This window comes from Quadrisphaera setariae (assembly GCF_008041935.1).
In the GTDB taxonomy this organism is placed as follows: Bacteria; Actinomycetota; Actinomycetes; order Actinomycetales; family Quadrisphaeraceae; genus Quadrisphaera; species Quadrisphaera setariae.
Genome location: NZ_VKAC01000010.1, coordinates 186,760 through 206,787, shown reverse-complemented (window position 1 = coordinate 206,787; position 20,028 = coordinate 186,760). Strand labels below are relative to the sequence as shown.

The 20,028-nt window shown below is 75.3% G+C and carries 19 protein-coding genes and 1 tRNA gene; 7 read left to right on the top strand and 13 right to left on the bottom strand.

Annotated elements, in window-relative coordinates; genetic code table 11:
• Positions 1–358: 358 nt before the first annotated feature.
• The 4 genes from FMM08_RS17025 to FMM08_RS23140 form a co-directional block, all read right to left on the bottom strand.
• Positions 359–2,647, bottom strand: coding sequence for a heavy metal translocating P-type ATPase (locus FMM08_RS17025; RefSeq protein WP_147927589.1), 2,289 nt, complete (start codon positions 2,645–2,647; stop codon positions 359–361).
• 113 nt (positions 2,648–2,760) lie between these two features.
• A complete protein-coding gene (locus FMM08_RS17020) occupies positions 2,761–3,792 on the bottom strand; it encodes a Gfo/Idh/MocA family protein (RefSeq protein ID WP_147927559.1) in 1,032 nt (343 codons plus the stop codon).
• Between the two features lie 48 nt (positions 3,793–3,840).
• The gene (locus FMM08_RS17015; protein WP_187279812.1) at positions 3,841–4,812 is read right to left on the bottom strand and encodes a tetratricopeptide repeat protein; all 972 of its coding nucleotides are present in this window, start codon (positions 4,810–4,812) and stop codon (positions 3,841–3,843) included.
• A gap of 44 nt (positions 4,813–4,856) precedes the next feature.
• Complete coding sequence (locus FMM08_RS23140; RefSeq protein WP_187279811.1) at positions 4,857–5,369, bottom strand: hypothetical protein; 513 nt, start codon at positions 5,367–5,369, stop codon at positions 4,857–4,859.
• Positions 5,370–5,514: 145 nt separating this feature from the next.
• Here FMM08_RS23140 and FMM08_RS17010 point away from each other — a divergent pair, with 145 nt between their 5' ends.
• On the top strand, positions 5,515–6,543 hold the full coding sequence (locus FMM08_RS17010; RefSeq protein ID WP_255472509.1) for an aldo/keto reductase: 1,029 nt from the start codon (positions 5,515–5,517) through the stop codon (positions 6,541–6,543).
• Between the two features lie 66 nt (positions 6,544–6,609).
• Positions 6,610–7,917 (top strand): ATP-binding protein, encoded by a 1,308-nt coding sequence (locus FMM08_RS17005; RefSeq protein WP_147927557.1) that lies wholly within the window; start codon positions 6,610–6,612, stop codon positions 7,915–7,917.
• On the opposite strand, the gene FMM08_RS17000 is transcribed toward FMM08_RS17005, so the two are convergent.
• Entirely contained in the window at positions 7,895–8,275 is a 381-nt protein-coding gene (locus tag FMM08_RS17000) for a hypothetical protein (RefSeq protein WP_369431751.1), read from the bottom strand. The two genes, FMM08_RS17005 and FMM08_RS17000, sit on opposite strands and share 23 nt — an antisense overlap.
• A gap of 124 nt (positions 8,276–8,399) precedes the next feature.
• On the opposite strand from FMM08_RS17000, the gene FMM08_RS16995 reads away from it, so the two are divergent.
• Positions 8,400–8,786, top strand: coding sequence for a GNAT family N-acetyltransferase (locus FMM08_RS16995; protein WP_147927556.1), 387 nt, complete (start codon positions 8,400–8,402; stop codon positions 8,784–8,786).
• A gap of 46 nt (positions 8,787–8,832) precedes the next feature.
• Here FMM08_RS16995 and FMM08_RS16990 read toward each other — a convergent pair whose 3' ends face one another.
• From FMM08_RS16990 to FMM08_RS16970, 5 genes are all read right to left on the bottom strand, one after another.
• Positions 8,833–9,837, bottom strand: a complete 1,005-nt coding sequence (locus FMM08_RS16990) for a sugar phosphate isomerase/epimerase family protein (protein WP_147927555.1) — start codon at positions 9,835–9,837, stop codon at positions 8,833–8,835.
• Positions 9,838–9,931: 94 nt separating this feature from the next.
• Positions 9,932–11,389, bottom strand: a complete 1,458-nt coding sequence (locus FMM08_RS16985) for an aspartate ammonia-lyase (RefSeq protein WP_147927554.1) — start codon at positions 11,387–11,389, stop codon at positions 9,932–9,934.
• Between the two features lie 33 nt (positions 11,390–11,422).
• Positions 11,423–12,253, bottom strand: coding sequence for a ribokinase (locus FMM08_RS16980; protein ID WP_147927553.1), 831 nt, complete (start codon positions 12,251–12,253; stop codon positions 11,423–11,425).
• 35 nt (positions 12,254–12,288) lie between these two features.
• Complete coding sequence (locus tag FMM08_RS16975) at positions 12,289–13,071, bottom strand: GolD/DthD family dehydrogenase (protein WP_147927552.1); 783 nt, start codon at positions 13,069–13,071, stop codon at positions 12,289–12,291.
• Positions 13,071–13,394: a putative quinol monooxygenase gene (locus FMM08_RS16970; protein ID WP_147927551.1), complete on the bottom strand. Its 324-nt coding sequence runs from the start codon at positions 13,392–13,394 to the stop codon at positions 13,071–13,073. The genes FMM08_RS16975 and FMM08_RS16970 overlap by 1 nt, the downstream gene beginning before the upstream one ends.
• 190 nt (positions 13,395–13,584) lie before the next feature.
• Here FMM08_RS16970 and FMM08_RS16965 point away from each other — a divergent pair, with 190 nt between their 5' ends.
• On the top strand, positions 13,585–14,736 hold the full coding sequence (locus FMM08_RS16965; protein WP_187279810.1) for an FIST signal transduction protein: 1,152 nt from the start codon (positions 13,585–13,587) through the stop codon (positions 14,734–14,736).
• Positions 14,733–16,226, top strand: coding sequence for a putative bifunctional diguanylate cyclase/phosphodiesterase (locus tag FMM08_RS16960; RefSeq protein WP_147927549.1), 1,494 nt, complete (start codon positions 14,733–14,735; stop codon positions 16,224–16,226). The genes FMM08_RS16965 and FMM08_RS16960 overlap by 4 nt, the downstream gene beginning before the upstream one ends.
• A gap of 32 nt (positions 16,227–16,258) precedes the next feature.
• On the opposite strand, the gene FMM08_RS16955 is transcribed toward FMM08_RS16960, so the two are convergent.
• The 3 genes from FMM08_RS16955 to FMM08_RS16945 all read right to left on the bottom strand — a co-directional run bounded on the left by FMM08_RS16955 (position 16,259) and on the right by FMM08_RS16945 (position 18,098).
• Positions 16,259–16,334: transfer RNA gene (locus tag FMM08_RS16955), tRNA-Thr, on the bottom strand.
• A gap of 60 nt (positions 16,335–16,394) precedes the next feature.
• Complete coding sequence (locus tag FMM08_RS16950) at positions 16,395–17,495, bottom strand: SDR family NAD(P)-dependent oxidoreductase (protein ID WP_222710866.1); 1,101 nt, start codon at positions 17,493–17,495, stop codon at positions 16,395–16,397.
• 21 nt (positions 17,496–17,516) lie between these two features.
• The gene (locus tag FMM08_RS16945) at positions 17,517–18,098 is read right to left on the bottom strand and encodes a TetR/AcrR family transcriptional regulator (protein ID WP_187279809.1); all 582 of its coding nucleotides are present in this window, start codon (positions 18,096–18,098) and stop codon (positions 17,517–17,519) included.
• Between the two features lie 6 nt (positions 18,099–18,104).
• On the opposite strand from FMM08_RS16945, the gene FMM08_RS16940 reads away from it, so the two are divergent.
• Positions 18,105–19,259: a Gfo/Idh/MocA family protein gene (locus FMM08_RS16940; protein WP_147927547.1), complete on the top strand. Its 1,155-nt coding sequence runs from the start codon at positions 18,105–18,107 to the stop codon at positions 19,257–19,259.
• Positions 19,256–20,017: a ThuA domain-containing protein gene (locus tag FMM08_RS16935; protein ID WP_147927546.1), complete on the top strand. Its 762-nt coding sequence runs from the start codon at positions 19,256–19,258 to the stop codon at positions 20,015–20,017. The genes FMM08_RS16940 and FMM08_RS16935 overlap by 4 nt, the downstream gene beginning before the upstream one ends.
• Positions 20,018–20,028: the final 11 nt, after the last annotated feature.

Sequence of the window (20,028 nt, the reverse complement as noted above, 5' to 3'; positions counted from 1 at the left end):
CATGGTCAGAGAATAAAATCTGGCACGAAAAAGACGTCATCTGACATCCAACTCGAGCCAACAAAAAGTTGGCATCGACATTCGGCACGCTGTTGAGTTCTCAAGAAACGAACACACACCGCCAACCAGCCCCACGGCCAGCCAGACAGGATGTCAACGTCTCACCCGCACCACACCAGATCGCTTCACGATCCGGCGGCAGGCAACTTCCCTACAGTAACCAGGTCCAGCGCCAGGGTCAAGACCCTCGGCCGCTTTTCCCGTCCGGAAGCGAGATGAAACATTACCCCCGCCCCACCCCAACACCAAATCGCCCCCCTGACCAGCACAAACACCGACCAGCCGCCGCGATGGACCTTCAGAGGTCAGTGCGGCGCAGGCGCAGCGCGTTGCCGATGACGCTCACGGAGCTGAGCGCCATCGCCGCAGCCGCCACCTCAGGCGTCAGCAGGACCCCCGTCGCCGGGTACAGCACGCCGGCCGCGAGGGGGATGCCCAGGCCGTTGTAGGCGAAGGCGAAGGCGAGGTTCTGCCGGATGTTGCGCATCGTGGCCCGAGACAGGGCTCGCGCCCGCACCAGCGCCTCGAGGTCGCTGTGCAGGAGCACCACGCCCGCACCCTCGACGGCCACGTCGGTGCCGGAGCCCATGGCCACCCCCACGTCCGCTGCCGCGAGCGCTGGGGCGTCGTTGACGCCGTCTCCCACCATCGCGACCACCCGTCCTTCCGCGCGCAGGGAGGCGACCGCCGCGGCCTTGTCCTCGGGCCGCACCTCCGCCTCGACGCGCTCGACTCCGAGCTGCCGCGCCACGGCCTCGGCGGTCCCCCGGGCGTCCCCGGTGATCATCACGAGCTCGAGCCCCTGGGCGCGCAGCGCCCGGAGCGCTCCTGCGGTGCTCTCGCGGACTCGGTCCCTGACGGCGAGGAGACCGGCTGCCGCGCCGTCGACCGCGACGAGCACGGCCGTGCCTCCCTCGGCACGCAGGGCCTCCACGCGGCCGGCGAAGGCCCCGGCTCCCTGCACGCCCTCCTCGACCAGGAAGACGGGGCTGCCCACCAGGACGCGGCGGCCCTCCACCTGCGCGCGGACCCCTCTGCCCGCGGGGGCCGCGAACCCCTCCGCTCGCGGCACCTCGAGCCCGCGGTCCACCGCCGCCTGGACCACCGCCCCGCCCAGCGGGTGCTCGCTGCCCCGCTCGGCGGCTGCGGCCCAGCGCAGGACGTCGTCGTCGTCGAAGGAGGCACCGGTGGCGACGAGCTCCGCAGAGGGGCGGCCCTCGGTGAGCGTGCCGGTCTTGTCGAGCACCACCACGTCCACGCGCTGCAGGCGCTCGAGGGCCTCTGCGTCGCGCACGAGCACACCGAGCTGGGCCCCCCTGCCGACCCCCACCCCGATGGACATGGGCGTGGCCAGCCCCAGGGCGCAGGGGCAGGCGATGATCAGGACGGAGACCGCGACGACGAGGGCGTGGGGCAGGCGCGGCTCGGGCCCGGCCAGCGCCCAGATGAGGAAGGCCGCGAGGGCCACCGCCACGACGACGGGCACGAACACCGCCGAGACCCTGTCGGCCACCCGCTGCACCGGCGCCTTCGAGCGCTGCGCCTCCTGGACCGACGCCACGATGCGGGCCAGCACGGTGTCGCGCCCGACCCCTTCCGCCCTGACGACGAAGCCGCCGCCGGAGGCCGTGGTGCCACCCACCACCGCGTCACCCACGTCCTTGGTGACGGGCATGGGTTCGCCGGTGACCATCGACTCGTCGACGCTGGCGCTGCCCTCCACGACGACCCCGTCGACGGGGACGCGCTCCCCGGGCCTCACCCGCAGCAGGTCGCCGACCGCCACCTCCTCCAGGGGCACCTCGACCTCCTCGCCTCCGTGGCCGCAGGCCGTGCGGGGGGTGACGCGCAGCGCGGTCGGGGGGGCCAGCCCGAGGAGCGCCCGCACCGCACCGGAGGTCCGCTCGCGGGCGCGCAGCTCGAGCACCTGGCCCACGAGCACCAGCGCGACGATGACGGCGGCGGGCTCGAAGTAGACGTCGGGGCGGCCGCCCTCGCCCCGCAGCTCCGGCGGGAAGGCTCCCGGGGCGACGGTCGCGACGACGCTGGCGCCCCAGGCCACGCCGACGCCGAGCGCGATGAGCGTGAACATGTTGAGGCTGCGCGTGCGCACCGAGGTCCAGCCGCGCTGCAGGAAGGGCCAGCCGGCCCAGAGCACCACGGGCGTGGCCAGCACCAGCTGCACCCAGGCGGAGGCTGCCGGCGGCACCAGCCCGTGCAGCGCCGGCACGAGGTGGGAGCCCATCTCCAGGACGACGACGAGCGCGGCCAGCACCGCGGCGACCCACAACCGGCGCGTCATGTCGGCGAGCTCGGGGTTGGGTCCCGCGCCAGCGGTCACCTCGACCGGCTCCAGGGCCATGCCGCACGCGGGGCAGCTGCCGGGGCCCTGCTGGCGCACCTCGGGGTGCATGGGGCAGGTGTAGGTGGCCGCCGGGTCGCCGTCGCTCCCGTGAGCTCCGCGACCTGCGCGCCCCCCGTGCCCGTCGTCGCCGGCGAGGAAGCGGGCGCGGCAGAGCTCGGAGCAGAACGAGTGCCGGTGGCCGTCCCGCTCCGCTGTCAGCGGGCCGTCGGGGTCGACCGCCATGCCGCAGACGGGGTCGGTCGCGGTGCCGGCCACCCGCTCGGCGGTGCTCGTGGGCGCGTGCTCGTGCTCAGCCACCCCCCGAGGGTACCCCCGGGGGGTATCTGTGGCGAGACTCAGCCGGGGACGACGACGTCCTCCACCTGACCGGTCTGCGACGAGCGCACCGTCGCCTCGACCGCGGCGAGGCTGGCGAGGTTGTCGCGCCCGGTGACCTCCGGCGGCGGACCACCCGCAGCGGCGCGCGCGAACTGCTGCAGGCCCGCGGCCCGGCCCCACAGCCGCGGCAGCTCCAGCGGCAGCGCGGCCTCGTCGCCGTCGGCCCCCCGCAGCACCAGGGAGTCGTCGACCGGCGGCTCCTCCCCGCCGTGCCTGCTCGCGAGGAGGAGCTCCCCGCGCTCACCGGTGATGCTCCACTCCCCCGCCCACGGCGTCGGGCGTCCGCGGGAGAGCCAGCTGCCGCGGTAGCTCGCCACGAGGCCGCCGGTCAGCTCGAGCAGCACCGACGCGACGGCGGGCTCGGCGAACCGGCTCCAGGACGGAGAGCTGGTGACGGCGTGCACGCGCTCGACCTCCCGCCCGGTGACGAAGCGCAGCAGGTCGACGTGGTGGATCGCCATGTCCACGAGCAGCGGCTGGGGGAAGCGGTAATGGGGGGTGGTGGCCGGGGCGTCGTTGGACCACTTGCGGAAGTCGACGGCGACGCCCGACAGCTCACCCAGGTCACCCCCGCGCAGCAGGTCCCGGGTGGCGCGCGGCCCGGGGTAGAACCGGTAGTTCTGGCTGACCTGCAGCACCAGGCCGAGCTGCTCAGCCCGGGTCACGGCGGTGGAGGCCTCGGCGGCGGTGGGGGCGAACGGCTTCTCCACGAGCACGTGCAGCCCCGCCTCGAGCGCCTCCAGCGCCAGCGGGACGTGAGCCCCCACCGGTGCGGTGACGAGCACGCCGTCGGCCTCGACCTGGCGCAGCGCCTGCGCCAGGGTCGTCGCGCAGGCCGCGTCGGGCAGGCCGGCGGTCCGCTGGAAGGCCGACAGGACCGCCCGGTCGGGCTCCACCACGGCCACGCGGTCCACCTCCGGCACCCGCGGCAGCACCGTGCGCTCCCAGTCCCTGCCCCATCCGCCGAGCCCGACGTGCACCAGTCGCATGTCGACGAGCCTGGCCCACCCGGCGGCGCGGGGCGCGGGAGGGGGCCCTCACAGGGGCGCGGTGCCCTCCGCGACCTGGGCGGGGTGGTGCCGCACGAGGAAGGAGCGCAGGTTCTTCGCCGCCAGCACGTCCCCCGCGCGCACGCCCCGCGAGAGCACCCGGCGCGCCTCGACGACGCGCCCGCGGCGCTCCAGCAGCAGGCCGAGGTTGTTCCAGGCCCGCACCTCACCGCCCTCGGCCAGTGAGCGGAGCACCCGCTCAGCGCCGTCGAGGTCGCCGAGGTCCTCCTCGAGCAGCAGGGCCAGGCGGATGGCGCTGGTCGGGTCGCCCTCGGAGGCACCGGACCGCAGCAGCGCCCGGGCCTCGGCGTGGGCCGCGGCGTCACCGCGGTGGACGCCCCGCGTGCGCAGCAGCCACGCGAGGTCGCCGCGGGCGTCGACGTCGACGTCGGCCCCCGCCCGCAGCAGCCGCTCCACCTCGCCCCCCGCTGGCAGGGCCGCCACGCCCTCCTCCCCGCCGCCGGCCGCGCTGGAGGCCTCGCTGAACAGCCACGTCCCCAGCACCGCGCACGCCTCGGCGTCGCCGGCCTCCGCCGCGGTGCGCAGCAGCGCGCGCGCGTCGTCCTCGCCGCCCGAGACGCCGGGCTCGCCCCCGTGCCAGCGCCACACGTCGGCGAGGAAGACCAGTGCGCGGGGGTCACCAGCGCCGCGGGCCACCTGGTACGCGCTCTCGGCTCCCGCCCAGTCCTCGCGGCGCTCGCGGGCGATGCCGAGGTTCAGCCCCGCGAGCGGGTCGCCCTCGTCCACAGCCCGCGCGAACGCCGCCTCCGCCTCGTCGTGGCGGCCCAGGTCGAGCAGGGCGTTGCCCAGGCCGAGCAGGGCGTCCCGGTCTCCCATCTCCACAGCGCGCGCGAAGGCCTCGGCGGCCTCGGCGTGGCGCCCCGCCTCCGCGGCGTCGACGCCGCGGTCGTGCTCCTGCGCCGCAGCGGCCGCCGCGCCACCCGCCCCGGTCTGCTCCACCCCCGTACTGTGCCAAGCCGCCGCGCTCAGCGGCTCGGCGGACCTCAGCCGCGCAGCGTGACGGCGTCCTGGGACGCCGCGCGCGGCAGCGCCACGGTGCGCGCTCCCGGCGCCGGCAGCTGCAGCGCCTGCGGGCTCCCCGCAGGCCCGGCCGCGGGGGGAGCCTGCAGGAGCAGCATGCGCGTGCGCCGGGCGGCGCGGACCCTGACGGCCGCGACGACCACCAGCACCAGTGCGACCACGGCCACCGCCACCGCGAGGGACACCGGGACCGCGTCGAGGACGGCGAAGAGCGCCGCCTCCGCGGCCAGCACGCAGGCGGCGCCGGCGACCGACCAGGAGCTCACCACGCGGTGGCCTCCGGGGGCCCACACGTCACCGGGCGAGCGCCGCGCGGTGCGCGCGACGGCCACCGCGAGCGCGAACGCCTCCTCGTCGTGGGAGCGCACGCCCCGCTGCGCCGCCTGCACCACCGCACGTCGTCGCGCCCGGGGCAGCGCCCGCCAGGCCGCCACCGCCACCCGGCGCTCCTCACGCCCCTGCTGCTGCCCGCTCATCCGTCGAGGGTTCCACCGCGAGCCCCCGGCCCGTGCGAGCGACACGCGGTTCCGCGAGCGCCCTGTCGCGGACGGTCGTGGGGTGCCCTGGCAGGGCGCGGCTGCGCTCTGGCCGCTCGGGGAGGGGAGGCCTAGCGTCGTCGCCGTGAGCAACGGCAGCGCCACCCGCACCCTCGGATCCGCGACGAACGGCACGGCGCTGGAGGTCTCGGCGCTCGGACTCGGCTGCATGGGGTTCAGCCAGTCCTTCGGGCCGAACCCCGGGAGCCGCGAGGAGATGGTGGCCGTCATCCGCGGGGCCGTCGAGCGCGGGGTGACCCTCTTCGACACCGCGGAGGTCTACGGGCCGTACGTCAACGAGGAGCTGGTGGGCGAGGCGCTCGAGCCCGTGCGCGACCAGGTGGTCATCGCCACGAAGTTCGGCTTCGCCATCGACGGCGCCTCCCGCCAGCACGGTGGCCCCGGGGGCACCGACAGCCGCCCCGAGCACGTCCGCGAGGTGGTGGAGGCCAGCCTGCGGCGCCTGCGCACCGACGTCATCGACCTGCTGTACCAGCACCGCGTGGACCCGGCCGTGCCGGTCGAGGACGTCGCGGGCGTGGTCGGCGAGCTGGTGGCCGAGGGCAAGGTCAAGCACTTCGGGCTGTCGGAGGCCAGTGCCGCCACCATCCGCCGCGCGCACGCCGTGCACCCGGTGACGGCCCTGCAGAGCGAGTACTCGATCTGGTTCCGCGACGTCGAGGCCGAGGTCCTGCCCGCGCTGGAGGAGCTCGGCATCGGGCTGGTGCCCTTCAGCCCGCTGGGCCGCGGCTTCCTCACCGGCGGCGTCAGCGCGACCACCACGTTCGGGGACGGCGACATCCGCGCCGGGCTGCCCCGGTTCACGCCCGAGGCGCTCGCGGCCAACCAGGCCCTGCTCGACCTCCTCGCCGACACCGCGAGCGCCAAGGGCGCCACCACGGGCCAGATCGCCCTGGCCTGGCTGCTGGCCCAGCGCCCGTGGGTGGTGCCGATCCCCGGGACGCGCCGCCTCAGCAGGCTCGAGGAGAACCTCGGTGCGGTGGAGCTGGACCTCACCACCGATGACGTGGCCGCGATCGACGCCGCCTACGCGCAGGTCGAGGTGCAGGGCGAGCGCTACCCCGAGCACATGGCGCGGCTCACCAACGGCTGAACCCGTCACCAGCGGCTGGACACGCCCCCTGGCGGCTGCAGCGCCGCAGCCGCCAGGATCACGCGGGTGAGCCGCGTGACGATGCGCCCCTTCCACGCCGACGACGTCGAGGGGGTGCTCGCGCTGTGGGAGGCCTCGGCCCGCACGGCGGGTCAGCCCGTGTACGGGCTGGCCGAGGTGCTCGCCTCCTGCGAGAAGGACCACGCCGTCGTGGCCCACGAGTCCGGCCGCCTGGTCGGCGCGGTGGTCGGGCGCGCCGCCCACGCCCAGGGGTGGGTGGTCTTCCTCGGCACCGCGGCCGGCCACGAGGGCCTGGGACCGCGCCTGCTGGCCGCGCTGGAGCGGGAGATGACCGGATCCGGCCTCACCAAGCTGTCAGCCCTGCTCACCGACGACCCCGCCGCCCTGGGCGCCTTCCACCGCCAGGGCTTCCGCACCCTCAAGGACCTGCACTACCTCGAGCGCGACCTGCCGCTGCAGCGCGCCGAGGTCGCCCTGCTCGCCGAGCTCGGCGGGCGGATGCTGCCCCGCGACCGGTGGGACGCCATCGGCGGCATGACCGAGGAGAAGGGCCTCCTGGAGCGCCGGCTGGTGATCCCCCTGGCGCACCCCGACGTGGCCGACAGGTTCGGGGTGGCCCCGCCGCGCGCGGTGGTCCTCTTCGGCCCGCCCGGAACCGGCAAGACCACCTTCGCCAAGGCGATCGCCTCCCGGCTGGAGTGGCCCTTCGTGGAGGTCTTCCCCTCCCGCCTGGCCGCCGACCCCGCCGGGCTGGCCGGCGCGCTGCGTGAGACCTTCACCAGGATCGCGGCGCTGGAGCACGTGGTGGTGTTCATCGACGAGGTCGAGGAGATCGCCGGGCGCCGCGGCGGGGAACCGCCCAGCCCGCTGCAGGGCGTCACCAACGAGCTCCTGAAGATCATCCCGGCCTTCCGCGAGCAGCCGGGCCGTCTGCTGGTGTGCGCCACCAACTTCATCCGCGCCATCGACGGGGCGTTCCTGCGCCACGGCAGGTTCGACTACGTGCTGCCGATCGGGCTGCCCGACGCCGCGGCCCGCCACGCGATCTGGCAGGCGTACCTGCCCGCCGGTGCCGCCGGTCAGCAGCCAGGTGTTGACCTGGCCGAGGTGGTCGCGCACAGCGAGGGCTTCTCCCCCGCCGACATCGAGTTCGCCGCACGCCGCGCCTCCCAGGCCGCCATGGAGCACGCCCTCGCCAGCGCCGGCGACGGCGGGGAGGTCGGTGCCGACGGCGGCCCCCTGGGGCCGACCACGCAGGACTACCTGCGGGCCGTGGCCAGCACCCGCGCCACCGTCTCCGCGGAGGCGGCCGCCGAGTTCGAGGAGGACATCACGACGCTGGCGCGCCTGTGACGCGCCGGCCCCGGCCACCCTCGTCGTCGTCCTCGTCGTCGTCCTCGGCGTCCTTGTCGTCCTCGGCGGCGAACCAGTCCGCGTAGGGCGTCGTGCGGGCGAGGTGGCGGGTGAGGTCGGGGGCGCCGTCGTCCCACCACACCGGGCCCCGCTCGCCGAGGGCCTCCTTGGCCGCCTGCACGCGGGAGCGGGCGGCCGCACGCCCGTCGTCGTCGCCGGAGCGCAGGGCCGCGCCCTTCGCGCGGCGCGCGGCCATGAGCTCGGCCACCAGGCGCTCGCGCTCGGCGCCGTCCAGGCGCGGGTCGCTGCGACGCCACAGGCGGCCGCGCACCACGAGGTAGCGGCCGTCCGGCGTCACCAGGGGCTCGCCACCGCGCGCGTCGGAGACCACCCGGAGACGCTAGGCGACCGCGGTCGCCGCCGCCGTGTGACGAGTGCGTTTCGCGCCGTCCGCGGACCCGGGACGGGCGCGACCATCGTCCATGGCCGTCGTCGACCCGCCCGCCGTGACGCTCCCCACGCCGTGCGCACCTCCCGCCGTCCCCCCGAGCACGAGGCCCAGCGCGGTGCTGCCGGAAGCGCGGCAGGTGGTCCTGCACGTGCCGGAGAAGCGCCGCTACGAGGTGCACGTCGGCGGGAGGCGCGCCGGCTTCACCGAGTACTTCGAGTCCGAAGGGCGACGTGTGTTCGTCCACACCGAGATCGGGCAGGCGTTCAGCGGCCGCGGGCTGGCCAGCGCGGTCGTGCGGCACGCCCTCGAGCACACCCGCACCGAGGGCCGGCGGGCAGCCGCGATCTGCCCCTTCGTCAGCCGCTGGGTGGCCGCGCACCCCGAGTTCGACGACGTCGTGGTGCAGCGCCGCCCCTGACCCGGCGCCGGTCCGGCGGCGGGTCAGGGGCGGGGCAGCTGCGGCGTCAGCGCCTGGTGGAGAAGGCGGCGTCGAAGGCGGCGGCCGGCGGGGAGATCTTCGCCAGCTCCTTCACCATCGCCAGCGCCTGCGGAGCGCCGACGAGGCGGTCCATGCCGGCGTCCTCCCACTCCACGCTGGTCGGGCCCTCGTAGCCGATGGCGTTGAGGGTGCGGAAGATCGGCTCCCACTCCACGTGGCCGTGGCCGGCGGTGACGAAGTCCCAGCCCCGGCGCGGGTCGGCCCAGGGCAGGTGCGAGCCCAGGCGGCCGTTGCGGCCGTCGAGGTGGCGGACCGACTCCTTGACGTGGACGTGGTAGATCTTCTCGGCGAAGTCCTGCAGGAACATCACCGGGTCGAGGTCCTGCCAGATGAAGTGCGACGGGTCGAAGTTCAGCCCGAACCCGGGCCGGTCGAGCACCTCGAGGGTCTTCTTGGCGGTCCAGTAGTCGTAGGCGATCTCGCTGGGGTGCACCTCGAGCGCGAAGCGCACGCCGACCTCGTCGAAGACGTCGATGATCGGGTTCCAGCGGCGGGCGAAGTCCTCGTAGCCGCGCTCGATCATCCCGGCGGGCGGCGGCGGGAACATCGCCACGCACTTCCAGATGGACGAGCCCGTGAAGCCGGTGACGGTCTCCACGCCCATCTTCGCGGCGGCGCGGGCGGTCGTCTTCAGCGCGTCGGCAGCGCGCTGGCGCACGCCCTCGGGCTCGCCGTCACCCCACACGCGCGGGGAGAGCATGTCCTCGTGCCGCTCGTCGATCGGGTCGTCGCAGACGGCCTGACCGGTGAGGTGGTTGGAGATGGCGAAGACCTGCAGGCCGTTCTCGGCCAGGATCCTCTGCTTCTCCTCGAGGTAGCCGTCCTCCTCCACCACCCGGTAGGGGTCGAGGTGGTCGCCCCAGCAGGCGATCTCCAGACCGTCGAAGCCCCACTCGCCCGCCAGCCGGGCCACCTCGGTGAAGGGCAGGTCGGCCCACTGGCCGGTGAACAGCGTGATCGGTCGCGTCATCGTCGAAGCTCCTGCTCGTCGTTGCGGATGAGAGGCCGTCAGGGGTCGGCACCAGCATGGACCGACCAGGTGGTAGGTCGCCGTCCGGGGTGCCTCAGACGTCGCGGACGGTGGCGGCGCGGCGCTGCAGGGTGGGGATGAGCACCTCCGGCCGCATCACGGCGTCGACCTGCTCCGGCGTCATGAGACCGCGCTCGACCACCAGCTCGGTGACGCTGCGCCCGGAGGCCAGCGCCTCGGCCGCGACCTCGGTGGCCGCTGCGTAGCCGATGTGCGGGTTGAGCGCCGTGACGATGCCGATGGAGCGCTCCACCACCCCGCGCAGGTGCTCGGTGTTGGCGGTGATGCCCACCACGCACCGGGACTCCAGCACGCGGCAGGCCGCCGTCAGGTGCGTCACGGACTCGAAGAGGTTGTGGGCGATGATCGGCTCGAAGGCGTTGAGCTGCAGCTGCCCGCCCTCGGCGGCGAAGGAGATCGCGACGTCGTTGCCGACCACCTCGAAGGCCACCTGGTTGACCACCTCGGGGATCACCGGGTTGACCTTGCCGGGCATGATCGAGGAGCCCGCCTGGACGGGCGGGAGGTTGATCTCCGAGAAGCCGCTGCGGGGACCGGACGACAGCAGGCGCAGGTCGTTGCAGATCTTCGACAGCTTCACCGCGGTGCGCTTGAGCACGCCCGACAGCTGCACGAAGGAGCCGACGTCCTGCGTGGCCTCCACGAGGTCGGTCGCGCTGACCACCGGCACGCCGCTGATGTCCCGCAGCGCCGCCACCGCGAGCTCGGTGTAGCGGCTGGGTGCGTTGAGCCCCGTGCCGATCGCGGTCCCACCGAGGTTGATCTCGCGGATCAGCGCAGCGGCTTCGGCGAGGCGGTCGGCGTCCTCGGCGACCATGACGGCGTAGGTGGCGAACTCCTGCCCGAGCGTCATGGGCACGGCGTCCTGGAGCTGGGTGCGGCCCATCTTGAGGACGCCGGCGAACTCGTCGGCCTTCACGGCGAACGCCTGGGACAGGCCCTTCATGGCCGTGTGGAGCCTGTCGATGGCGAAGTGCATCGCCACCTTCACCGCCGTCGGGTAGACGTCGTTGGTGGACTGGCTGCGGTTGACCTGGTCGAGCGGGTGCACCACGGAGTAGTCGCCCAAGGTGCCGCCGAGGAGCTCGATCGCGCGGTTGGCGATGACCTCGTTGGCGTTCATGTTGGTCGAGGTGCCCGCCCCGCCCTGGATGACGTCGACGACGAACTCCCCGTGCAGCTCCCCGGCGCGGACCTCCTCGCACGCCGCCTCCACCGCCCCGGCCACCTCGGGCGTCAGCAGCCCCAGCTCCGCGTTGGCCCGCGCCGCGGCCTGCTTGACGCACGCCAGCGCCACCACGAGGTCGGGGTGGGTGCTGATGGGGCTGCCCGAGATGGGGAAGTTCTCCAGCGCCCGCAGGGTGTGGACGCCGTAGTAGGCGCCGGCGGGGACCTCGCGGTCTCCCAGCAGGTCGTGCTCGCGGCGCGTGGCGCCCGCGGGGCTCTGGTCGGTCGTCTGCGGCGTCGACACGCCGGCGAGCCTAGCCAGCGCGCGGGCCCCGCCTCAGGAGGGGCGAGGCAGCGGGGGCTGGGCGCCCTCGTGCTGCACGGTGAGCGCCGCGGCCTCCGTCGCGGACTGCACCGCGGCGCGCCGGTCGTCCCCGGCCGCCAGGCGCGCGGCCAGCGCGCCGCAGAAGGAGTCGCCGGCTCCGGTGGTGTCGACCACGTGCTCGACGCGCTCGCCCCGCACCTCCAGCTCGTCCCAGCGCGAGCCCTCCGCCCCCAGGGTCACCAGCAGCGACGCCGGGTGCAGCCCGTCGGCCTCCAGCTGGGCGGCCTCGTGCTCGTTGACCACCACGGGGTCGGCGAGCCGCAGCACGTCCTCGGGCAGCGCCGCGTACGGCGCGAGGTTGAGGACGACGCGCGCGCCCCGGGCGGACGCTCGGCGGACGCCCTCGGCGACCACCTCGAGCGGCAGCTCCAGCTGGGCGAGCAGCACGTCCCCCTCCTGGAGGCCGTCCAGCGCGCTGAGCGCGTCGGGGGCCACCCTGTGGTTGGCCCCGGGGGCGACGACGATGGTGTTCTCGCCCTGGGCGTCGACGCAGATGACGGCGGTGCCCGTGGAGGTCCCCTGCACCGAGCGCACAGCCTCGACGCGCACGCCGAAGGCCTCCAGGCGCCGCAGGTACTCGCGGCCGGCGTCGTCGTCCCCGACAGCCCCCACCAGGGAGACCGCGGCGCCGGCGGCTGCCGCGGCGACGGCCTGGTTGCCGCCCTTGCCGCCGAAGCGGCGCTCCAGGTCACCCGCCAGCAGCGTCTCGCCACCTCGGGGGTGGCGCTCCACCTGCAGGTGCAGGTCGAGGTTGACGGACCCCAGCACGACGACGCTGCCCACGCCGCGGAGCCTAGGGGCGGCGGCGGCGTGCCCGCTCAGCGGATCGTGTAGCCGCCGTCGACGACGAGGTCGGCCCCGTTCACCATGTCGGAGGCGCCGCTGGCCAGGAACAGCGCAGCTCCCGCCACCTCGCGCGGCAGCGCGAAGCGCCCGACGGGGATGTCCCGCTTCGCCGCCTCGCCCTTCTCCCCCGCCCAGGCCTTCCTGCCGAGCTCGGTGAGGACCACGGTGGGGGAGATGCAGTTGGCGGTGACGCCGCGCCCGGCCCACTCGGCGGCCAGCACCCGCGTCAGGCCCACGACCCCGGCCTTGGAGGCGCAGTAGGCGGCGTGCTCGAGGAGCCCGACGCTGGCGGCCTGGCTCGCCATGCTGATGACCTTGCCCCGCCCGGCCTCGAGCATCCGGCGGCCCACCGCCTGGCTGACCAGGAAGGTGCCGGTGAGGTTGACGGCGAGGGTGCGCTCCCACGCGCGGGTGCTCAGCTCCTCCGCGGGCGCGAGGTCGACGATGCCGGCGCAGTTGACCAGCACGTCGATGGTGCCCGTGACCTCCACCGCCGCGGCCACGGCGGCCTCGACGGACGCGGCGTCGGAGACGTCGCAGCCCAGGCCGAGCGCTCCCCCGCCGAGCTCGTCGGCACGGCGCTGCGCGGCCGCGTGGTCGAGGTCGACCACGACGACGCGCGCGCCCCGCTCGGCGAAGGCGCCGGCGATGGCCGAGCCGATCCCCGACACGGCACCGGTGACCAGCGCGGTGCGACCGTCGAGCCGGAAGCTCAGGTCGACGTCGTCGTCCTGGGGCTCCGGCGCGCCCGTCATCAGTCGTCCAGCTGGAGCTCGCCCAGGCGCGACCAGTCGTCCTGCGGGAGCTGGAAGTTCACGATGCGGGGACGCTCGGCCACCTTGGACCCCAGGGTCCTCATCGCGTGCTGGAAGTGGTCGCTGCTCACGTGCGGCCCGGCGCCGTCGTCGGTGAAGGCCTCCAGGAGGACGTACTCCGTGGGGTCGTCCACGCTGCGCGACCAGTCGAAGAAGAGGTTGCCGGGCTCGGCGCGGGTCGCCTCGGTGAAGTCGGCGACCTCGTCCAGCCACGTGTCGGCGTGCTCGGGCCTGATGCGCCACTTGACGGCGATGAAGATCACGGATGCTCCCCTCGGGACGACGGCGTCCGGTGCGACCGGCGATCGCCACCCTAGGCGGGACTCCCGCCCTCGGCACCCGTGCCGCCGTTCACCCGGAAGGGGGCCGTACCGGTCCTCGGCCTCCACGTCCGGCGCCGTCCTGCCGAGGAGGTGGGTGGAGGCGCCGGGGGACGCGCACGAGGAGCGGGACGTGGACGTGGTGACCGCGCGCTGGACGGCGCGCAGCGGCTGGAGCACCCGGCTGCCCGACAGCGACGGGCCGAGCACGCTGGTGCTGCTCTTCGGCGACTCGGACCTGCTCGACGGCGGCTCGGCCGCTGCCGCGGCCGTCCGCGAGGTGGTGGGGGCCCACCCCACCTCGGTGGTCGTCGGCTGCTCGACGGCCGGCCAGGTCCTCGGCGGCGAGCTGGCCGACGAGGCCCTCACCGTCTGCGTGGTGTCCCTCAGCGCCTCGCGCGTCGCCCTCGAGACCTCCCCCGTGACCGCGAGCACCTCCGCGCAGGTCGGCCGCGACCTGGGCCGCGGTCTGCGCGCCCGCGGCGACGACCTCGCGTGGGTGCTGGTGCTGGCCGACGGGCTGGACGTCAACGGCACCGCCCTGGCGGGGGGCCTGGCCGACGGAGCCGGCGACGGCGTGCTGGTGACCGGGGGGCTCGCCGGTGACGGGGAGCGCTTCGAGCGCACGTGGGTGCTCGTCGACGGACGCCCCGTGGCCGCCAGCGCCTGCGCCGTGGGCGTCTACGGCTCCGGCGTGGAGGTCGCCTCCGGCTCCCGCGGCGGCTGGTCCGCCCTCGGGCCCGAGCGCTCCGTGACCCGGTCCGAGGGGTCGGTGCTGCTCGAGCTGGACGGCCGCCCGGCCCTCGACCTCTACCGCGAGTACCTCGGCGAGCGGGCCCAGGGCCTGCCCGGCACCGCGCTGCTCTTCCCCCTCCAGGTGCGCGCGCCGCAGCAGCCCGACCGCGAGCTGGTCCGGACCGTGCTCGGCGTGGACGACGAGACCCGCAGCATGACGTTCGCCGGGGACGTGCCGCAGGGGTCGGTCGTCCAGCTCATGCGCACCACCACCGGGGACCTGGTGCAGGCGGCCGGTGAGGCCGCCGCCGGCGCCGCCCTGCCCGCCGGCGCGCCGGTGCTGGCCCTGGCCGTCAGCTGCGTGGGCCGCCGCCTCCTGCTCGGACGGCGCACCGAGGACGAGCTGGACGCCGTGGCGGACCAGCTCGGCGAGGGCGACGCGCTGGTCGGCTTCTACTCCTACGGCGAGCTGGCCCCCGCGGGCCGCACGGGGTGCGACCTGCACAACCAGACCATGACCGTGACGCTCCTCCGAGAGGCCCAGGCGTGAGCGAGCTGCACCGGACGCTGGTGCGCCAGCTGCGCCGCCTCGGCCTGGACGCGCGCGTCGCCCCCGGCACCGACGCGTGGGCGGAGGTGCTGGCCGTGGTGAGCAGCACCTACGCAGAGGCCGACGACGAGCGGTACACGCTGGAGAGGTCCCTGGAGGTCTCCTCCCGGGAGATGCGCGGGCTCCACGACGCCCTCAGCCAGCGAGCGCTGCAGGACGCCCTCACCGGCCTGCCGAACCGCGCCGCCCTGCTGGCGCACCTCGAGACGGCGCTGAAGGGCGGGCGCAGCGCCACCGCGCTCTTCATCGACCTCGACGGGTTCAAGCAGGTGAACGACAGCCTCGGCCACGCCGCCGGCGACGAGCTGCTGGTGAGGGCCGCCGAGCGCATCCGCTCCTGCCTGCGACCGACCGACCTGGTGGCCCGTCTGGGCGGCGACGAGTTCGTGGTGGTGTGCGACGACGCCGACGCCGAGGAGGGGGCCGCCGTCGCCGACCGCGTCGGCGCCCAGCTGTGCGCGCCGTTCCGCGTCCACGGCCACGACGCGGTCGTCAGCGCCAGCATCGGGCTGGCGTCCACCGGCCCCGGGTGCAGGGACGCCGAGGCGCTGCTCGGCCGGGCCGACCTGGCCATGTACGACGCCAAGGTGTCCGGCAAGGCGCGCACGTCCGTCTACGACGCCGCCATGCAGTGCGCTGTCGACACCCGCGCGTCGGTGCGCAGCGCCCTCGGCGACGGGGTGCGGGGCGGCGAGCTGCGCCTGCTCTACCAGCCCCTGGTGCGGCTGGCCGACGGGCAGCCGGTCGGCGCCGAGGCCCTGGTGCGCTGGGAGCGCCCCGGGCACGGGCTGCTGGAGCCGGCCGCCTTCGTCCCGGCCGCGCGGGAGAGCGCCCTCATCACCGAGGTCGACTGCTGGGTGCTCACCGAGGCGCTGCGCCGCTGCGCGCCGTGGTGCCGCGCGGGCGCCACCGTGTCGGTCAACCTCTCGGGGCGGTCCCTGGAGGGCGACGCCCTCGTCGACGCCCTCAGCGCCGCGCTGCACCGCTGGGACGTCCCGGCGCGCGCCGTGGTGCTGGACGTCACCGAGACCGACCTGCAGCGGGTCTCCCGCACGGCGGAGCGCACCCTGGCCCGCCTGCGCAGCCTCGGCGCGGGCCTTGCGGTGGACGACTTCGGGTCGGGCGCGTCCTCGCTCGTGAACCTGCGGGGGACGCGGGCCGCCCAGGTGAAGCTGGACGCCTCGCTCGTCGCAGACCTCGACGTCGACGCGTCCGCGGGCTCCGTGGCGGGGGCCTTCATCACCACGGCCCACGCCCTCGGGCTCACCGTGGTGGCCGAGGGCGTCGAGCGCAGGTCCCAGGCGGAGGTCCTGCGCGAGATGCGCTGCGACCTGGCCCAGGGATGGCTGTTCGGACGCCCCGGCGACGGCTCCCTGCTCGACGCCCGCTTCGCCGCGGGGCAGCGGCGGAGGGTCTCCGCCACGGCGTGACGCGGCGACAGCACCGCCGGCGCCGGCGGAGGTGGGGCCAGCAGCGGGACTCGAACCCGCAACCCCTCGTTTACAAGACGAGTGCGCTACCAGTTGCGCCATGCTGGCCGGCGCGTCCCGTGAGGGCGCGTCACCCCCACAGTAGAGCGCCGCACGCCCGGCCGCGGGTCACTGCGCGGACCAGCCGCCGTCGGAGGCGAGCACGGCGCCGCTGACGTTGACGGCGTCGTCGGAGAGCAGGAACGTGATGGACGCCGCCAGCTGCTCGGGCTGCACCGGCTCGGGGATGGTCGCGAGCAGACCGCCGATGCGCTCGGCGCCGAGCTCGGAGGCGAACCGGGCTTCGATGCCGGTGATGACGGGTCCGGGGGCGACGGCGTTCACGCGCACGCCCAGGCGGCCGTACATCACGGCCGAGCTCTTCGTGAGCCCCACCACGGCGTGCTTGGACGTCGTGTAGGCGGCTCCCGCGGCCGAGCCCCGCAGCGCGGCCTCCGAGGCGACGTTGACCACCGAGCCGCCACCGCGCCCCAGCATGAGCGGCACCACGGCTCGGGTGAGGCGCATCGTCCCGTCCACGTTGATGCGCATGACGCGCTCCCAGACGGCGTCGGTCACCTCGTGGACGGGCGTCATGTCGTCCATGACCCCGGCGACGTTGGCGAGCGCCGCGACGTCGGGTCCCGCCGCCTCGACGATCCGCGCCACGCCGTCCGCCTCGGTGATGTCGGCGACGACGACGACCAGGCGGCCCCCCACGGCGTCGGCCCGGGGCCCCAGGTCCGCCGCGAGCGCCTCGAGGCGGTCGGCGACCACGTCGACGGCCACCACGCGCCCGCCCTCGCGGGCCACCCGCGAGGCGGTGGCCCGCCCGATGCCCGAGCCAGCACCCGTCACGACGACGGTCTGGCCCGTGAAGCGGCCGGGCACGACGCGCTCGCGCCAGGCCGGGCGCGCCGCGGGGGAGGCAGAGGGGTGGGCGGTGTCGGGGGCCTGCTCCGTGGCGCCGCGGTGGTCCTCGGCCCCGGTGGCGCGACGCACCAGGTCGGACAGCGCCTCGGCGGACAGCTGGCCGCCGCTCAGGGCGACGAGCCGCTCGAGCGGCAGGAGCCGGACGGGGGCGAGGGCGCTCTCGTCCTGCCCCCCGGACGCCAGCAGCTGCCGGAGCAGGGGACCGCCCGTCGGGTGGTCGAGCCAGGCGGCGACCGAGGACGCGGTGGTGAGCGGAGCGGGCACGAGGACCTCCACGACGAGAGCGGCACCGGACACCACTGTCCGGTTCTCCCGACGCTAGCGCGGCCCGTCGTCCAGGTCCACGGGGATCCCCAGCAGGTCCCACGACCGGCGGGCGACGCCCAGGCGCTCGCCGCGCGGCGTGGTGACGAGCGCGCCCGTCACCATCTGCACCGCCAGACGGAGGTCACCGGTCGTGAGGTCGCGCCGCGGCCGGCGCTCAGGTGCGGTCCGCTCGCGGCAGCGCACCAGCGCCGCGGCGAACCGCTCGCCCACCTCCGCCAGCCGGGGGTCACCGAGGTGGCCCGCCACGACCTGCAGGAACCCCGTCGAGCGCGCTGCCGACCGGGAGACCTCGCCCAGCAGGGCCGGCAGGTCGCCCGCGTCCGCGAGCGCCTCCAGGGCCGTGAGGTCCTCGGTGAAGACCTCCCAGACGGCGCTGGCCCGGTCGGGGAAGACGCGGTACAGCACCGCCTGGCCGACCCCGGCCTCGGCGGCGAGCCGGGACATCGGGACGTCGGCACCCAGCTCGTCGAAGAGCCGCCGCGCTGCGGCCAGCAGCGCCGCGCGGTTCCTCGCCGCGGCGCTCGGTCCGGGGTTGCGCCTCCCGGACCCGCCCCCGTCGTCGTGAGCTGCCACGCGCCCATGGTGTCCCCCGGGCGGCAGCGGCCGCAGGCGGCTGGTAGACCGGAGTGCGTGCCAGACGAGGATGTCCTGAAGGTCGGCGTCGTGGGGCTCGGGTGGGCGGGCCAGCAGCACCTGGAGGCGTACGCCGCCAGGTCGGACGTCCAGGTGGTCGCGCTCGCGGGCATGGAGGCCGACCTGCTGGCCTCCCTGGGCGAGGCGCACGGCGTGACGCACCGCGTGGCGCGCTGGCAGGACCTGCTCGAGGTCGAGGGACTGGACGCCGTGAGCATCGCGGTGCCCACCGCGCTGCACGCGCCCATCGCCGTCGCCGCCCTGGAGCGGGGGCTGCACGTGCTGTGCGAGAAGCCGATCGCCCGCGACGCCCCCGAGGCCGCCACCATGGTCGAGGCGGCCCGCAGCGCCGGGCGCGTGCTGGAGGTGGTGTTCAACCACCGCCAGCGCGGCGACGTGCAGGCGCTGCGGCAGCTGGTGGCCTCCGGGCAGGTGGGGCGGCCGTACGCGGCGCGCTCGTGGTGGCTGCGCCGCCGGGGCATCCCCATGCTCGGCAGCTGGTTCACCAACGCTGAGGCCTCCGGCGGGGGGCCGCTCGTGGACATCGGCGTGCACTGCCTCGACTGGGCGCTGCACGTGCTGGGCGAGCCCCGCGTGGTGGCCGCGAGCGCCGTGACGTTCTCGGAGCTGGGCCCGCGCGGGCTGGGAGGGAGCCGCGGGGGCAGCAAGTCGCTCTCCGGTGACGTGTCGGCCTACGAGGTCGAGGACCTCGCCCACGCCTTCCTGCGCCTGGAGGGCGGCGGTCTGCTGCAGCTGGAGACCTCCTGGGCGGTGTTCCGCGAGCCGGTCGACCAGATGGGCATGACCGTGCGCGGCACCGACGGCGGCGCGGAGCTCGTCGTCGAGGGGAACCCCGACCCGGTGGGCGAGCTGCGGCTGTTCACCGACAGCCCGCTCACGGCGGACGGCGAGGCCGCCGACAGGACCGTGCCGGTGGAGCCGGGGCGCGGTCACGCCGCGGTGGTGGACGCCTTCGTCGACGTGGTGCGCAGCGGCGCTGCGGCGTGGAAGGACCACGACGGGTCGCTGGCCCTGGACCGCGCCCGCATCATCGACGCCTGCTACGCCTCGGCGCGCGAGAACAGGGAGGTCCAGCTGTGAGCCCGACGACGAGCGGCCCGGTGCGGGTGACGGTCTGGAACGAGGGCGTGCACGAAGCGCGCCAGCACCCGGAGTGGATCGGGGAGATCTACCCCGACGGCATGCACGGGGCCATCGCCGCGGGCATCACCGAGCACCTCGGCGAGCGGGCCGTGGTGCGCACGGCGACGCTGGCCTCCGAGCCCGACCACGGGCTCACCGAGGAGGTGCTCGCCGGCACCGACGTGCTGCTGTGGTGGGGCCATGCCGCCCACGAGCAGGTCAGCGACGAGGTGGTCGCCCGCGTCCACCGCCACGTGCTGGCCGGGATGGGCTTCGTCGGGCTCCACTCGGCGCACTACTCGAAGATCTTCACGCGGCTGCTGGGCACCACGTGCTCGCTCGCGTGGCGCAACGAGGGCGAGCGCGAGCTCGTGTGGACCACGGACCCGTCGCACCCCATCGCACGGGGCGTGGCCAACCCGATCGTCATCGAGAAGCAGGAGATGTACGGGGAGCCGTTCGGCATCCCCCACCCCGACGAGGTGGTGTTCCTGTCCACCTTCGCCGGCGGCGAGGTCTTCCGCTCCGGGGTGACCTACCAGCGCGGGCAGGGCCGGGTCTTCTACTTCTCCCCCGGGGACCAGGAGTACCCGGTCTACCAGCACCCCGACGTGCGCCGGGTCATCGCGAACGCGGTGGTGTGGGCGCACCGGCCGGAGGTGGAGCGGCTCAGCGAGGAGCAGCTGGGCTGCACCAACCCGCCGCGCCGCTTCTAGGGGCTGCGCGC

Coding starts and splice junctions, on each gene's coding strand:
- FMM08_RS17025 (WP_147927589.1), bottom strand. CDS start 2,647: ATGGCGGTCGACCCCGACGGCCCGCTGACAGCGGAGCGGGACGGCCAC.
- FMM08_RS17020 (WP_147927559.1), bottom strand. CDS start 3,792: ATGCGACTGGTGCACGTCGGGCTCGGCGGATGGGGCAGGGACTGGGAG.
- FMM08_RS23140 (WP_187279811.1), bottom strand. CDS start 5,369: ATGAGCGGGCAGCAGCAGGGGCGTGAGGAGCGCCGGGTGGCGGTGGCG.
- FMM08_RS16995 (WP_147927556.1), top strand. CDS start 8,400: ATGGCCGTCGTCGACCCGCCCGCCGTGACGCTCCCCACGCCGTGCGCA.
- FMM08_RS16990 (WP_147927555.1), bottom strand. CDS start 9,837: ATGACGCGACCGATCACGCTGTTCACCGGCCAGTGGGCCGACCTGCCC.
- FMM08_RS16975 (WP_147927552.1), bottom strand. CDS start 13,071: ATGACGGGCGCGCCGGAGCCCCAGGACGACGACGTCGACCTGAGCTTC.
- FMM08_RS16940 (WP_147927547.1), top strand. CDS start 18,105: ATGGTGTCCCCCGGGCGGCAGCGGCCGCAGGCGGCTGGTAGACCGGAG.